The organism is Rothia terrae (assembly GCF_012396615.1).
Classification (GTDB): domain Bacteria; phylum Actinomycetota; class Actinomycetes; order Actinomycetales; family Micrococcaceae; genus Rothia; species Rothia terrae.
On the sequence record NZ_JAAXPV010000011.1, the window covers coordinates 1 to 15,569 of the forward strand.

The window sequence follows — 15,569 nt, forward strand, 5'->3', positions numbered from 1 at the left end:
ACCTGCAGATGTGAAGGCGGTGAACAGGTTCATTAATTCACGCCGGGCGGTGGTGGAGCGGGTGATTGCTCAGGTGAAGGCCTGGCGTATTTTGCACACGGGTTTCCGGCGACCGTTGGGCTCGTATTCGCGGGTGTTTTCGGTGGTGCGGGGGTTGGTGTTTTTGGCTGCTGGTCACCCCTTATGAATAATCCTCAATATTTATTCTTCATATTTCTCACACCCTCTCGCAGATGACCACGTTTTTCTCGACAGTGACCACAGAACTCTCATAGTGGCCAGGAAACTCTCTCATTCACCCCGGTTCTGCATCGTTTGTGAGAGTTTTCTGGTCACATCGAAATAAAACTGGTAACAGCTGGGGTCTTAGTCGTTTTTACTACAGAGTGAGACAACAGGACGCGGGCCGTTTCAGCCAGGTGCGCCCGGTTCGCAGCGTCCGCGTTATACATCAGAGCCGCCTACAAAGTTACGTATCAGAACCGCCCACGGACCCGGACTCGTTTTACCGACTACCCTTTTATCTGAACGCAAGCCGCCGAGATCCTGATTAATCGACGAAATCCTGTTATAAATCAGGATTTCGTCGATTAATCAGGATCTCGGCACAGTGAAGTGCGGCGTTACCCCGCCGCCGCCCAGGCAAACCCCACCATCAGCATCCGGTTAAACAAAAAATCAGCCCCACATGGGACTAATTACTTTGTGCGCGATACTGGGATCGAACCAGTGACCTCCACCGTGTCAAGGTGGCGCGCTACCGCTGCGCCAATCGCGCATACACTTGGCTTTTTCAAGAAGTGTTGCGAGCGGTTGACGAGACTTGAACTCGCGACATCCACCTTGGCAAGGTGGTGCTCTACCAACTGAGCTACAACCGCATATCAGTGACTCGAAGAAGTTTTTCACTTCGTCGGGCTGACAGGTAAATACTATACACAGGTTTACAGGCATTGCCAAATCGACGCCAATGACCTGTTTTTCCTTGTAAGTTCAGGGTTTCAAGCAGAGAACGGAGCTTTTCGAGGAATAAAATTTTTTAGATCTTTTGATAGATGTGGGTCACGATTTCTCTGGCGCGACCCACATCAGTTGGCTCGGCTGTTCGCCGGGGCTACTCGCCAAGTCCTTCGCGTGCGAGCGCGGTGAGGCGAGAGACCGCTCGGAAGTATTTCTTTTGGTACCCGCCTGCCATCATCTCTTCGGTGAAGACCTGATCGAAGGGTACGCCGGAGGAAATAATAGGTAGATCTTTGTCGTAAAGACGGTCTGCAAGCACCACAAAACGCAGGGCAACAGACTGTTCGGTAATGGTGGTGACGTCTTTCCACGCGATGGCGTCAAGGCCCTGCACTAGCTGACGGTAACGAGATGGATGCACCTGTGAGAGGTGGTTGATGAGGTCTGAGAAATTATCAACTGAGACAGTGCCTAAACCGCCGAAGCGGGATTCAACAGCGGCCTCAAGTTGAGCATTATCTACGGGAGCCGGTGCAGCGGGTAGTCCGCGGTGACGGAAGTCCTCACCGTCGACGCGAAGTACTTCAAACTGGTCTGCAAGTACCTGGATTTCTCGTTTGAAGTCTGCTGCAGCAAAGCGCCCCTCACCGAGCGAGCCGGGCAAGGTGTTTGATGTTGCGGCTAGCTTGACGCCGGCGTCCGATAGCTCACGCATCAGACGCGACATGAGGACGGTATCACCGGGGTCATCTAGTTCGAATTCGTCGATGCACACCAGCTTGTAGGAGCTAAGAGCCTCGACTGTTTTATGGAAGCTCATGGCGCCCACGAAATTGGTGTATTCCACGAAGGTTCCAAAGGCTTTGGGACCTTCTACCATGTGCCACAGGGATGCGAGCAAGTGGGTTTTGCCCACGCCAAAGCCCCCGTCGAGGTAGATGCCGTTCTTTACAGCTGGAGCTGACGCTCCCCCGCCAAAGAGTTTGGAAAAGAACCCGCCACCTGAGCTGCGTCCTGAGCCGCTATTGATAGCGGTACCGAAATTTTTGAGAGCATCTACAGCCTGCTGCTGTGAAGGCTGTGAGGGGTCTGGGCGGTAAGTATCGAATGACACCTCGCCAAAGCGCTCGGAGGGGCGGAAACCCGCCAGTAACTCATCCGCTGAAACGTTGGGACGTCGATCAACTAAGTGTTCGTAGGCAACCAAAGGTCTGTATTCTTTCGCTGGTGTGCTTCGCCGTTGAAGCGTAATCCACGGCGATTATTTCTTATCCAGTTTATCCCGTGAGTAACTTGACAGCGAATATGAAGCAGGGGTGAGAACCCGTCATAGTGTAAAGATGACCAGAATGCTTTTGGCAATCTCACAGCCGCATAGACTCGCTATGCGTGTACAAGTTTTTTAGTCTTGAACAGAGAATACACGCTACTTCAAGGAGTTTTTCGTGGGTAAAAAGAAGAAGGCAACAGCGTCTACAGCAGCTATCGCTTTGCTGACTGAAAAAGGGGTTCCTTTTGAAGTTCTCGAGTATGAGCATGAAGAAGGCAATAAGAATTTTGGTGTAGAAGCGGCTGAAAAGTTGGGTCGCAGTCCTGAGCAGGTGTATAAGACTCTCATGGTGAACCACGAAAAAGATTATGCGGTGGCGATTGTGCCGGTGGGCGGAAAGCTCAATGTGAAGGCTGCGGCAGCGGCTCTTGGCTGGAAGTCCGCTAAGCTCGCTGACCCTGCGGTAGCTCAAAAGCGCACCGGTTACGTCGTTGGTGGAATCTCGCCGCTGGGTCAAAAGACAGCACACCCCACGCTTTTAGATGCAGGTGCTCAGAATTTTGACACCGTGTTAGTTTCTGGCGGTAAGCGCGGATGCGACGTTGAACTTTCGCCCAATGATTTGCTTGCTCTAACCAACGGTAGCTACGCAGATATAGCTGCTGAGGCTTAGTAAGATTTCCCCTTGTGTGCAAAGTGCCGGTGAGCTGGTCAGTTCACCGGCACTTTGCAGTTTAAGCGGACTTTACGTTGCGGAGGTTTCAGCGTGAAATTGCTGAAGTTTTCCGGGCAACCATTCCGTGACAGCTGAATGCCATTTGTCGCTGTCGACGTTCCACTCTTTAGTGTGCGCACCGTCAGCGAATGTCACGATATCAACGGTGTTGCTCTTACGAGCAAGTTCTAGGGCGGGGGCAACAGGCACAAAATCATCTTTCACGCTGTGAAGGATTAAGGTGGGCACCTGCATCTCGTCCACTCGACGCGTCCATGACAAGCTTTCAAGTTCGATCGGTTCATCAAGGCCGGTAAATAGCCCCAGTGACGCCGATGAGATCATGTGGATACCCAGCTTACCGATGCCTAACGGCAACTTATTGAGCTCGGTGTGATATTCAATGAGCTTCAGCCAATCAACAGCCGGACCGTCCAGCACGAGGGCTGCAATAGCGTCCTTGTTGCGCGCTTTATCGGCGGCCTGCAAGCAAATTGAACCGCCCATTGACCATCCGAAAAGCACTACTTTCCGAGCACCGTGTTGTAGCGCGTAGTCGATTGCGGTTTCGACATCTTTCCACTCCGTAAAACCTAAGCCGTATCTGCCGTCGCTGGACGGTGGTGCCTCTTTGTCGTTGCGGTAGCTAATGTGCAAACTCGTGAGGTTAAGCTCTTGAGTGGTGGCTAAGGCTCGTAGGGTTTCGCTTCTTTGTACACCCATTCCGTGCACCATCACTGCCCAGGTATCTGAGTGGTCTTCATAGATGGTTTCTGGATTTTGGGGTCGCACAATCCATGCTGGGGCATCGCCCACTGTAAGCGGCAGGGTGATGTGTTCGGCTTTGTACCCTGCGTCTTCGGGGCTAGTTGCGATGACACCGCTCCAATGGCCTCGGTCTGCCCGCGACAAATCACCGTTATGGATTTCTAGAACTTCGCGGATAACGCTCTGGTCCACCGGTGTGAAGGCGATGATGTCTCCAATGACCGCGTGCGACTTTCCTCCGTTAAAAAATAATCCGTAGGTTCCTGGGACGCTGGTTTGCTCGGTGGCCGGTAGCGTAATGGAATTGGGTTCATCACCCGATGCGGGGTTAAAGGATGGGTATCCAACGCCTAAGATTTTGAGTTCTTCGACCATGTGTTTGGGCGGTACAACCATTTGACGCACAAAATAGGTTGCCACAGCGGCTGTTCCTACAGCCACTGTAGTGACCATACCTGCCCCAGCCACGGCGCCGGTTGCTAGTCCTTTGCGCCAATCTTTTGCGGTTGTTATCGGCAGTTTAATGCTCATCTTTTTGTTCCTCCCCACGACTTCTACCAAATGTTACTACTCAGTAAATAAATTATCAGCATTCTTTATTCCCCATTTAGGGTCACATTCGCCACGACCAGGCGTACAGTGAGAACATGAAATCGATGCTGGTTGCTACAGAGCAAATTCTTAACGAACAAGATATTCGCAATATTCAACACGTCGCGCAGTTCTCTACGCCACCCGTTGAAGCCATCCACCTGCTGATTCCCACAGAAGTTCATGAACCGCTACTTCTCAAAGTGCTGGATCAGCTAGCTCTTTTAGATTTCAATGCTGCCTCTCGAACAGCTTTCTCGGCAGAAAAAGGTGCGCTCACGCATCGGCAAGAAGCTCAGGAAATTTCACGCACCTCGCACCTGCTCCTCAAAGACGCTGGTTTTCAGGTGGAGATCACTATTGCCAACGGAGACCCTGTCGCAGTAATGCGCTCTATCGTTGAGGCCGACGATTCCGTGCAGGCAATCATCATCACGAACCCGCACCCGGTTCAAGATTCACTCAATCTCAACTGGACCAATAAAGCCCAGGATTCTTTGGGGATACCGGTTCTCCATCTGTTATCGGGCACAGAGCGAATTGAAGATTAAAACCGGAATCAAGGAATAACAGACACCATTACTAAGTTCTAGTTAGTATCCTAGTTCTACGCCCCAAACACAATGAAAGGTTTATCTATGAGCGACTTCAAACCCGGTGTGGGCAAAATCGTGAAAAAGTGGGAGGACGTCCTTTCTCCCGAAGAGTTCCATGTCCTCCGAAAAGGTGGCACCGAGCGTCCTCACGTTGGAGAATATACCAACACCACCACCGAGGGTGTGTATTCATGTCGTGCCTGTGGAACAGAGCTGTTCCGTTCGGACGAAAAATTTGATTCACATTGCGGTTGGCCATCGTTCTTCGCGCCGTTAGCAGAAGATTCAGTGCGCTACATTCAGGATCGCTCACTGGGCATGGTTCGCACCGAAGTCCGTTGCGCAGCGTGCGACTCGCATCTTGGACACGTTTTCGAAGGTGAGGGCTACTCAACGCCCACTGATTTACGTTATTGCATTAACTCAATCAGCCTTCGACTGGAAGAAAAAGAACAGTAATCACGTAGCTGCCTGTTGCCTCATCATCGCAACAGGCGCTTTTTATGTACCTCATCAATCCTGTGATGTTTTGCGGGACTCTTACATCGCAGACTACATACTCTCAACGCCCGCTACACTACGGACGCAACGAAGTGAACAACAGCCACTTGTGCATAGATTGCTCATAATCACCCTCTTAACCTTGCTGATATTCCCTACCGCGCCAGCATCAAAGCGTAATATTAAATGTTTGTGTGCGCTTTTATCTCAAAATGCACACGGGTCGGAGCACGAGAGAAGGTTTTACGAGTGACGGCACACGGTACTTCACCAGCTGAAACACCGCGCGATACAGTCGGCACGCAAAGTGCCGATTTTGGTCTGCCAGCACATCTCGCGATCCCTGAACTAGTGACACTGAACGAGCCATTTGAGGGGCTTCCCTCCATCATCACCACTGAAGGCGGGCTCAAACGAGCCGCTCAGAAAATCTCTGCCGCTCACGGTCCTGCCGCAATAGATACAGAACGCGCGTCCGGCATCAGATACGGTCAACGAGCATTTCTCGTGCAAATCAAACGCGGAGATACCGGAATTATTCTGATTGACCCCGAATGCTTTGACGATTTATCCATTATCAACTCTGCGCTTGCTGGCGTTGAATGGGTGCTTCACGCTTCAACCCAAGATTTACCTGCCTTGGTAGAGCTCGGGATGCGACCAGATTTCCTTTTCGACACCGAACTAGCCGCTCGCCTAGCTGGGTTAGAACGCGTCGGGTTAGGTCCAGTCGTCGAACAGCTGCTCGGCTACAAACTTGCTAAAGAACATTCAGCAGCTGATTGGTCAAAACGCCCGCTTCCCGCTGAATGGTTGAACTACGCAGCTTTGGACGTTGAAATACTCGTAGACTTGCGAGATGCGCTAGAAGATTTACTCGAGTCTCAGAACAAGCTGGAGTATGCTCGTCAAGAATTCGCCTATATTGTTGCGAACCCTACCCGCGAACCTAAAAAAGATCCTTGGCGTAAGACAAAAGGGATTCAGACGCTACGCAACCGCCGCCAGCTCACCGCTTTACGCAATCTATGGACTGAACGCGATCATTTAGCGCGCGCTAAAGACGTTGCTCCTAAAAGACTGCTACCCGATGCGTCACTGATCCAAGCAGCCTCCTCGATGCCTCGCAGCGTACCTGCCATTTTGCAGGTACCAGGTTTTCAGACGCGTGCGCTCAAGCGCGAAGCTCCACGCTGGGTTCGCGCTATTTCAGCTGCTCGCAACGAAGAGCATCCCGTTCCCTACACCACTCCGGCAGAGGGCCCTCCTCCGCTCAAAGCTTGGGAAAATAAGCGTCCCCAGTCGGCTGCGCTCATCGGTCCCTGCCGTGAAGCGGTTAACGCCCTCGGCGCTGAAATGAATATTCCCGCAGAGAATCTGATGGTGCCTGATACCTTGCGCAAGCTCTGCTGGGAGCCGCCGGCTGAGGCAGATGCAGAAACAATCGCTGATGCCTTGCGCCAACTAGGTGCGCGGCAATGGCAGATTGAAGCTGTTGTGCCGGTAATTCTCCCTATTTTCGAGGATATTCTGGGATAAACGTCCTTCGATAGCGGGTTGAGGGTTACAGTTGACAGTACGTGAAAGGAAGAAACTATGTCCGATATTTCTGAGTCCCCGATGACTCGCCGCGTTGCCCTTGGCGTAACGGGAGCAGCCTCAGCAGCCGTCATGAGCGGATGCGGCTCTTCTGAAGCGGGTGCCGGTGGCAACGTCAAGCAACCCGAAATCTCTAGCCCCATCGATATGGCAGCAACACAAGATGTACCTGTCGGTGGTGTTATCAAGGCTAACTCTGGCGATGTAACGGTGATGATTTCTCAGCCAGCCGAAGGTACTTTCAAAGCATTTTCTTCAGCGTGCACGCATCAAGGATGCACCGTTAACGCGCAGAACAATAACATCGTGTGCCCCTGCCACTCTTCTAATTTCACTATTGAGGACGGTAGTGTGACCGGCGGCCCTGCCGAAGAACCGCTCCCCCAATACCCGGTGAAGGTTGACGGCGGACGCATCATCGTGGGCTAACTCTACGAGTTCTAAGACAAAGGCTCCCCACCACATCTTGTGGTGGGGAGCCTTCATCTTTTTATGGATTAGATTCTTCTAAGGCTTTGAGGTCTTCTACTCCGTAGGCCTCTGAATCACCAAAGACGGGTGAAATTCCGAACTGGAATTTGATGTGTACACCTTGAAGTCTCTCTAGCTGATCAATCAGGGTGAACATGTCTTTGTTCGGCACGTACTTCTCTTTCATCGTGAAGTTGCCACATTCCGGGGATTCAAAGTGAAGCTCGTTATCTTCTTCATCCGCCCACACGTCAGTGATTTCACAGTACTTTTCATGGTGATAACGGGCGCCAACGTATGAACTGATAGCTACTGTCGAAGCTACCAGTAGTGCCATCAGCGCCGCGATGCCTTTGAGGAATCGCCCAAAATGTTTGGGGAGTTCTACTCGATAACCGGGGGTTGATGCCGGAGGAATGCCCGCACCCTTTACGATACCCCAATACTCGACGCGCAAAGGCTCAGCGTAAAGGCCTTTTTCAGGTGAAACCCCGGGAATCTGCGACAAGCCAAACACAAGACGTGCCGGATACTGCTCGATGCGCTCCACAAATTCTGCGGGCATCGATAAATCCGCCACAGCCCAGTTACGAATGCGCAGAAAATACGAGGTAGCGCCGCTCAGATTGTGAGGTTGGGTGGCTTGAGTTGGCTGCAGATACTGCTCTGCTCCTAACGCATCCTGCGGTACATACCCGATGTTTTGTTCAGTGACGTTGACCTTCAGTACGGTTCGCTCCGAAGCGAGAATCCATAAAAGCAAGAGCAATACACCGCATAAAAACGGGGTCATGAAGATGATGGTCGCAATATCTGTGGGCACTTTCCACACGAACAATAAAAGATTGACCGCGAAAGAAACCACGATAATCATTTCAAGCACAAATTTTGCAGCCGCGTATTGACTAGGAAACCTTCGAGGTTCCTTTTCAATGACGCAGTCTGCCCGGTCAATAATTTTTGGGGCTAGCTGAGGCATAGAATCGCTTTGGGTGTAAATGGTGTGTGTAAATGATGCCGGCGCGCATCATGATTGCGCACCGGCATGTGACGTGTTTACTGAGCCTCGGGATTAGAGTTTCGAGTCTGCTTTGGCTTTTCACCCTTGCCACGAGCATAGGGAACTTTCCGGCCTGAGAGCTGCGCCAGCAGATCTTCAGTAATGCGCTCTGCAGTAAGACCTACCTCTTCGAGGATTTCGTTGCGTGAGGCGTGCTTGATAAATTCTGCGGGCAAGCCAAGCTCGTTCAAGGCAGTGTCTACACCTGAGGCGCGCATTTCCTGGCGGATGCGAGAGCCCACGCCACCTGCACGTACGCCGTCTTCGAGGGACACCACGATGCGGTGCTGGGCTGCACTATCTACGATGCTGCTGGGTACCGGCATCACCCACCGGGGATCAACGACTGTGACGCTAACGTCTTCGCGTTCTAATCGAGCAGCTACGTCAAGTCCAAGCTGGGCAAAAGCACCGACAGTAACAATCAGCACATCGCGTTGACCTGACTCCGGATTGGGTTCCCCGGTCTGCGCGAGTACGTCCACGCCGTCGGCGTAGCGGGTCAGTGCAGGAATTTCCTCTCCTACGGAGCCTTTGGGGTAACGAACCACGGTGGGCGCGTCATTGATAGCAACGGCTTCGCGAAGTTCCTCACGCAAAGTTTTAGCGTCGCGAGGGGCTGCCATATGCAAGCCGGGGATGAACTGCAAGAGCGCTAAATCCCACATACCGTGGTGTGAAGCGCCATCGGGACCAGTCACGCCTGAGCGATCCAGCACAATGGTTACTCCCGCTTTGTGCAGAGCAACGTCCATCAGCAGCTGATCAAAGCCACGGTTCAAAAAGGTTGCATACAGCGCAACAACGGGATGCTGACCACCATAAGCTAGACCAGCGCTCATTGCGATGGCGTGCTGTTCTGCAATGCCCACGTCAATCACGCGTTCAGGGTGAGCCTCTGCCATGGGCTTAAGACCAACGGGGATCAGCATAGCTCCCGTGATACCCACGATGTCTTGGCGCTCATCAGAAATTTTCTTAATCTCATCGGCAAATACAGACGTCCACGACGTGGATGTAGACGTTGAAACGCCCTTACCGGTCTCGGGGTCAATCACGCCCACCGCGTGGAACATATCATCAGCATCGGCAACAGCCGGTGCGTATCCATGGCCCTTTTCAGTAATCGCATGGACGATCACAGGGCCAGCAAAATTCTTGGCGGCTGTCAGCGCAGACTCCACTGCCTCTTGATCGTGACCATCAATGGGGCCTACGTACTTCATACCTAAGTCTTCAAACAGGCCGTGCGGTACCATGACATCTTTGATACCGACCTTCATGCCGTGCAAACCGCGATAGAACGCATTGCCAGCCTTGCCGCCGGACTGCAGGCGTCGACGAATCGCGTCTAATGCCTTGTCGTAGCGGCGATCAAGACGAACCTTATCCAGCTGGTTCTGCAAATCGACTTTGAGATCAGCGAGGTGGTTAGCGAAACCACCAATCGTCGGCGCGTAGGAACGACCATTATCGTTGACGACAATCACCACGCGTCGGTTTTTATCAGCTGCAATATTGTTGAGCGCCTCCCAGGTCATGCCACCGGTCAAAGCGCCGTCGCCAATAACAACAACGGTGTAGCGATCGCCTTCACCGTTGATTTGGTGAGCACGAGAAATACCGTCAGCCCATGACAGAGATGAGGACGCGTGCGACGACTCCACGATATCGTGTTCAGATTCAGCGCGCTCCGGGTAGCCTGAGAGTCCACCGCGCTGGCGCAAAGAGTCAAAATTACGGCGCCCAGTGAGCAGCTTATGCACATAGGACTGATGCCCGGTGTCAAAAATAACGGAATCTCGCGGCGAATCAAACACCCGATGGATTCCCAGAGTCAGCTCGACAACACCAAGGTTAGGCCCAAGGTGACCACCGGTTTTAGCGACGTTACTGACGAGAAATTCACGAATTTCACGAGCCAGCTCTTCAAGCTGATTAGCAGTCAGATGGGCGAGATCGTTTGGTTGATTGATGCTTTCTAGAAGCCCCACTGTGCTTTTCCCTTCGATGATCTTGTCATTGCGATAAACCGGCGTTCGTTCTCAGAGTTGACGGTAAGACGACGCTGACTTAGACAACTATTGCAGTTAACTAACCTTACCGGTTTTGCGCTTGTTTTCACGTTTTAACGTTGTGATGATTCAACATCTTTTCTGACTTTTCAGAAGGTTCCATTTTTCTCTTCTTCACGATGCGCTCCAGTGAGATGGCTCTGCCCTCACGGTGAGGCAAATTAGTCGGGAAATATGCGCGGCGGTGGCAGCTATACAGATATTTTTCTTGATCGAGTGGCCCCGCCTACTATTTCGAAAAGCGTACCGTCACACCAAGTATGCGGGTGCGTTCAAAATCTATGCATCGCTCTTTGCCTTCGCCACCGTAGCAGCCTGCGGTTTCTTCCTTCCAGGTGTACAGGCTAACGGTATTGCAAGCGGTCTGCGGGGCGCATGGCCAGCGGTCCACCCGTGGGCAGCCGCTACGGGCGTCACCATTTTGCTTGCTTTCATTGTGGTCGGTGGCGTCAAGCGCATCGCTAACTTTGCATCGGTAGTAGTTCCCGTGATGACAATCGTTTATATTTTGGGCGCCATCGTTGTTGGCTTTGTCAATGCTGATCAGTTCTTCGATGTCCTTTCGCTGATTTTCTCCTCAGCCTTTGGTCTGAACGCCACCTTTGGTGCCATCGTTGGAACAGCGGTGGAATGGGGTGTTAAGCGCGGTATCTATTCGACCGAAGCCGGTAGGGCACAGGCCCGCACGCAGCTACAGCTGCCGAGGTCAAGCATCCTGCATCGCAGGGTTTTGTTCAGGCAATGGCGGTTTACATCGATACACTCTTTGTCTGCACTGCAACAGCATTTTTGATTCTTTCAACCGGCATGTACCGCGTCTATCAGGACGGCAGTGAAAGCAGCCCTGTGCTTGCCGAAGGGCCGGGAGGCCTACCGGCTGACGCTACCGTAGGACCTGTCTATACGCAGTCAGGATTCGATACTGTCTTCACCGGCTGAGGCACCGCCTTCATCGCAATTTCGCTGACTTTCTTCGCTTTTACCACCATCGTTGCCTACTACTACATGGCAGAAACCAATCTGCGTTATCTCACCCGCAATGTACGTAATCTCCTAGTAGTGAGCGGTTCATTGCGAGCTCTGCAGTTACTTATTTTGATTGCGACCGTCATGGGTTGCGTTAGCTCGGCAGGTGCAGCATGGACACTCGGTGATATCGGTGTGGGACTCATGGCTTGGTTGAACATCGTAGGTATTCTGGTCATCCAAAAACCTGCACTCAAAGCACTGAAAGACTACGAACGCCAGCAAAAGCAGGGTATTGACCCCACGTTCAATCCTCGCGAGCTAGGTATTGAAAACGCGGATTACTGACAGGTGCGTCATGATACTGGCGTCATGAGCCGGGTACCGCCTGCTCAACGCCACGAATAATTACGCGTAGCTGAAATAAGGACGCTGTTACTTCAGGTAGAGGTGACAGCGTCCTTTTTGTTCCACATTCACATTGTGGTGACGGTGTTAGTGTTAAGAACATGAGCACTAAGCATCCTTCCCCTTTTGGAGATTCCCGCCCCACCCGTGAAGATCTCAGCGACTTTATCAACGGGACTATTGATGACCGGCTACCAAGCCCCGGCACTCCCCTACGAATGCTGATCGTCGGCATCAACCCGGGACTTTGGACCGCAGCGGTCAATGCACCGTTTGCCTTTCCCGGCAACCGTTTTTGGCCCTCACTTGACCGAGCCGGCATTGTCTCGCCCAAGGTGGATGCTTCGCGCGGGCTAAGCGATGAGGTCGAAGAACAGTTGGAGAACCTGGGCATTGGCATCACTAATCTAGTGGACCGCGCCACCGCCCGTGCTGACGAGCTCAGCGCCGAAGAGCTCAAGAACAGCGTCCCGAGAATTATTGAGCTAACCCATATTTACCAGCCACAGGCAGTGGCTATCGCCGGAATTACGGCCTACCGCACAGCGTTTGGCGATAAAAAAGCTAAGCTTGGCCAACAAGACACCTCAGACATTGAAGACTGGAACCCAGCAACATCGCTCTGGGTTGTCCCGCAGCCCAGCGGGCTCAATGCACACGAAAACATAGATACGTTGGCAGATAAGTGGTTGGCTGTATGGAATACAACAAGCCCAGTGCATCAGCAATAACAAACATAAAAAAGCCGTGGCGTCCAACATTTCGTTGAATGCCACGGCTTTTCGCTAACTAGCTAGCTCATATATCGCAATTATGAACCGCGAACCAGGTTTCGCAGAACGTACTGCAGAATACCACCGTTACGGTAGTAGTCAGCTTCACCAGGTGTATCGATGCGCAGAACCGCGTCGAACTCGGTAACCTTGCCATCCTCTGAGGTTGCAGTAACCTTCAGAGTCTTGGGGGTAGTACCGTTATTCAGCTCGGTCACGCCCTTGATGTCAAAGGTTTCGGTGCCGGTCAGCTTCAACGAATCACGTGATTCGCCTGCGGGGAACTGCAAGGGCAGAACACCCATACCGATCAGGTTTGAACGGTGAATACGCTCGAATGACTCAGCGATAACTGCCTTAACACCCAGCAAAGTGGTGCCCTTAGCCGCCCAGTCACGTGATGAACCTGAACCATATTCCTTACCGCCCAGCACAACCAGCGGAACGCCAGCTGCCTTGTAGTTCTGAGCCGCATCGTATACGGTTGCCTGCTCGCCACCGTTGGTGAAGTCACGAGTAAAGCCACCCTCAACACCGTCAAGAAGCTCGTTCTTGATGCGGATGTTAGCGAAGGTACCGCGGATCATAACCTCGTGGTTACCACGACGTGAGCCGTAGGAGTTGAAGTCCTTGCGCTCTACACCGTTAGCAATCAGGTACTTACCGGCAGGGGTATCTGACTTGAATGAACCAGCGGGTGAAATGTGGTCGGTGGTGATTGAATCGCCCAGCTTGAGCAGTACGCGTGCGCCCTGGATATCCTCAACAGGAGTAATATCCATGGTCATGCCCTCGAAGTACGGGGGCTTGCGTACGTAGGTTGATTCTGAATCCCACTCGAAGGTTTCACCGGTGGGGGTATCAAGTGAACGCCAGCGCTCGTCACCATCGAAGATGGAGCCGTATTCCTTGTCGTACATTGCGGTATCGACAGCGGTATCGATGATGTTCTGAACTTCAGCGGGATCAGGCCAGATGTCCTTCAGGTAGACGTCGTTGCCGTCTGCATCCTGACCCAGCGCGTCCTTCTCGAAGTCGAAGTCCATGGTGCCCGCCAGTGAGTAGGCAATAACCAAGGGCGGTGAAGCCAAGTAGTTCATCTTGACGTCGGGTGAAATACGACCCTCGAAGTTACGGTTACCTGAGAGAACAGCGGTAACAGACAAATCGTTGTCCTGAATTGCCTCTGAAATCTCTTCTTCAAGCGGACCTGAGTTACCGATGCAGGTTGCGCAACCGTAACCCACCACGTAGAAACCGAGCTTCTCGAGATCGGGCAGCAGTCCTGCCTTCTCGTAGTAGTCAGTAACTACCTTTGAACCCGGCGCGATTGAGGTCTTAACCCAAGGCTTAGCGGTGAGACCCTTAGCCGCTGCGTTACGTGCGAGGACGCCAGCTGCGAGCATTACTGAGGGGTTTGAGGTATTGGTGCATGAGGTGATTGATGCGATTGAAACCGCACCGTTCTTGAGTTCAAACTCGCGTCCATCAGCCATTGAAACGTGTGCTGACTTGTCGTCTTCACCCTTAGCTGCGTAGTTCTTGATGTCCGAGCTGAACTGCTTCTTTGCATCGGTAAGCTCAATGCGGTCCTGAGGACGCTTGGGGCCAGCGATTGAAGGCACAACGGTTGAGAGATCGAGTTCGAGGTACTCTGAGTACTTAACTTCCTTCGAAGGATCGTGCCACAGGCCCTGTTCCTTGGTGTAAGCCTCAACCAGTGCAACCTGCTCTTCTGAACGACCGGTCAGGCGCAGGTATTCAAGGGTCTTCTCGTCAATCGGGAAGATTGCGGCGGTGGAACCGAACTCGGGGCTCATGTTACCAATGGTTGCACGGTTAGCCAGGGGAACCTCACCAACACCTTCGCCGTAGAACTCAACGAACTTGCCAACCACGCCCTGCTTACGCAGCATCTCGGTGATGGTCAGAACAACGTCGGTTGCGGTAGCGCCTGCGGGAATTGAGCCGGTGAGCTTGAAGCCGACAACCTTAGGAATCAGCATTGAGACGGGCTGGCCGAGCATTGCTGCCTCTGCCTCAATACCGCCGACGCCCCAGCCGAGAACGCCAAGACCGTTCACCATGGTGGTGTGTGAGTCAGTACCAACAACGGTATCGGGGTAAGCACGCAGTACGCCGTCTACCTCACGCGCCATAATGGTACGTGCCAAGTACTCAATGTTGACCTGGTGCACGATACCCATGCCCGGGGGGACAACCTTGAAGTCGTTGAATGCGGTCTGACCCCAACGCAGGAACTTGTAGCGTTCACCGTTGCGCTGGTATTCGATATCCATATTGCGAGCAATCGCATCTGAAGTACCGAAAGCATCAATCTGAACAGAGTGGTCAATAACCAGCTCAGCCGGTGCCAAGGGGTTAATCTTTGAAGGATCGCCACCGAGTTCCTTCACAGCCTCACGCATGGTTGCCAAGTCAACAACACAGGGAACGCCGGTGAAGTCCTGCATGATAACGCGTGCAGGGGTGAACTGAATTTCAGTGCTGGGTTCAGCTTTGGGATCCCAGCTTGCAAGAGCATTAATGTGCTCTTCGGTAATGTTCGCGCCATCTTCGGTGCGAAGCAGGTTCTCCAGAAGAACCTTCAGTGAGTAAGGAAGCTTGTCGTAGCCCTTAACTGACTTAAGTCGGTAAATTTCATATTCGGTACCGTTGACGTCCAAGACGCCCTTTGAACCGAAGCTGTCCACAGTGCTCATTTGCGTGGGACTCCTCTCGACACTGTTATTTGCCAAGCAGTGCCCGGTGTTCTCATGGGGACGCCGTGCGTTTTATACGGACACAGCGGTGTG

12 protein-coding genes, 2 tRNA genes and 1 pseudogene are annotated in these 15,569 nt (G+C 52.6%); 8 read left to right on the plus strand and 7 right to left on the minus strand.

What is annotated here, in order from left to right; translation table 11 throughout:
• Positions 1-187, plus strand: a 187-nt coding sequence (locus tag HF984_RS11360; RefSeq protein ID WP_210729632.1) for a hypothetical protein, incomplete at its 5' end; no start/stop codon positions are given.
• A gap of 519 nt (positions 188-706) precedes the next feature.
• Here HF984_RS11360 and HF984_RS07115 read toward each other — a convergent pair.
• The 3 genes from HF984_RS07115 to zapE form a co-directional block, all read right to left on the minus strand.
• A tRNA-Val gene (locus HF984_RS07115) sits at positions 707-778 on the minus strand.
• Positions 779-808: 30 nt separating this feature from the next.
• Positions 809-881: transfer RNA gene (locus HF984_RS07120), tRNA-Gly, on the minus strand.
• A gap of 233 nt (positions 882-1,114) precedes the next feature.
• The gene (gene zapE / locus HF984_RS07125; protein WP_168614993.1) at positions 1,115-2,167 is read right to left on the minus strand and encodes a cell division protein ZapE; all 1,053 of its coding nucleotides are present in this window, start codon (positions 2,165-2,167) and stop codon (positions 1,115-1,117) included.
• Positions 2,168-2,405: 238 nt separating this feature from the next.
• On the opposite strand from zapE, the gene ybaK reads away from it, so the two are divergent.
• Positions 2,406-2,903: a Cys-tRNA(Pro) deacylase gene (ybaK, locus tag HF984_RS07130; protein WP_168614994.1), complete on the plus strand. Its 498-nt coding sequence runs from the start codon at positions 2,406-2,408 to the stop codon at positions 2,901-2,903.
• 72 nt (positions 2,904-2,975) lie between these two features.
• On the opposite strand, the gene HF984_RS07135 is transcribed toward ybaK, so the two are convergent.
• Positions 2,976-4,244, minus strand: a complete 1,269-nt coding sequence (locus HF984_RS07135; RefSeq protein ID WP_168614995.1) for an alpha/beta hydrolase family protein — start codon at positions 4,242-4,244, stop codon at positions 2,976-2,978.
• 116 nt (positions 4,245-4,360) lie between these two features.
• On the opposite strand from HF984_RS07135, the gene HF984_RS07140 reads away from it, so the two are divergent.
• From HF984_RS07140 to HF984_RS07155, 4 genes are all read left to right on the plus strand, one after another.
• Positions 4,361-4,855: a hypothetical protein gene (locus HF984_RS07140; RefSeq protein WP_168614996.1), complete on the plus strand. Its 495-nt coding sequence runs from the start codon at positions 4,361-4,363 to the stop codon at positions 4,853-4,855.
• Between the two features lie 87 nt (positions 4,856-4,942).
• The gene (gene msrB, locus HF984_RS07145; RefSeq protein ID WP_168614997.1) at positions 4,943-5,359 is read left to right on the plus strand and encodes a peptide-methionine (R)-S-oxide reductase MsrB; all 417 of its coding nucleotides are present in this window, start codon (positions 4,943-4,945) and stop codon (positions 5,357-5,359) included.
• Positions 5,360-5,650: 291 nt separating this feature from the next.
• On the plus strand, positions 5,651-6,940 hold the full coding sequence (locus HF984_RS07150) for an HRDC domain-containing protein (RefSeq protein ID WP_343947372.1): 1,290 nt from the start codon (positions 5,651-5,653) through the stop codon (positions 6,938-6,940).
• A gap of 57 nt (positions 6,941-6,997) precedes the next feature.
• Positions 6,998-7,429, plus strand: a complete 432-nt coding sequence (locus HF984_RS07155; protein WP_210729633.1) for a Rieske (2Fe-2S) protein — start codon at positions 6,998-7,000, stop codon at positions 7,427-7,429.
• 61 nt (positions 7,430-7,490) lie between these two features.
• On the opposite strand, the gene HF984_RS07160 is transcribed toward HF984_RS07155, so the two are convergent.
• The gene (locus HF984_RS07160) at positions 7,491-8,450 is read right to left on the minus strand and encodes a hypothetical protein (RefSeq protein ID WP_168614999.1); all 960 of its coding nucleotides are present in this window, start codon (positions 8,448-8,450) and stop codon (positions 7,491-7,493) included.
• A 77-nt stretch (positions 8,451-8,527) separates the two neighbouring features.
• Positions 8,528-10,525, minus strand: coding sequence for a 1-deoxy-D-xylulose-5-phosphate synthase (gene dxs, locus HF984_RS07165; RefSeq protein ID WP_168615000.1), 1,998 nt, complete (start codon positions 10,523-10,525; stop codon positions 8,528-8,530).
• Positions 10,526-10,824: 299 nt separating this feature from the next.
• Between dxs and HF984_RS07170 the strand changes: the two are divergent.
• Positions 10,825-11,920: pseudogene (locus HF984_RS07170) on the plus strand (alanine/glycine:cation symporter family protein); the annotation flags it as partial.
• 161 nt (positions 11,921-12,081) lie between these two features.
• On the plus strand, positions 12,082-12,711 hold the full coding sequence (locus tag HF984_RS07175; RefSeq protein ID WP_168615001.1) for a mismatch-specific DNA-glycosylase: 630 nt from the start codon (positions 12,082-12,084) through the stop codon (positions 12,709-12,711).
• Positions 12,712-12,791: 80 nt separating this feature from the next.
• Here the strand turns inward: HF984_RS07175 and acnA are convergent, their stop codons facing one another.
• Entirely contained in the window at positions 12,792-15,476 is a 2,685-nt protein-coding gene (gene acnA / locus HF984_RS07180; RefSeq protein ID WP_168615002.1) for an aconitate hydratase AcnA, read from the minus strand.
• Between the last annotated feature and the right edge of the window lie 93 nt (positions 15,477-15,569).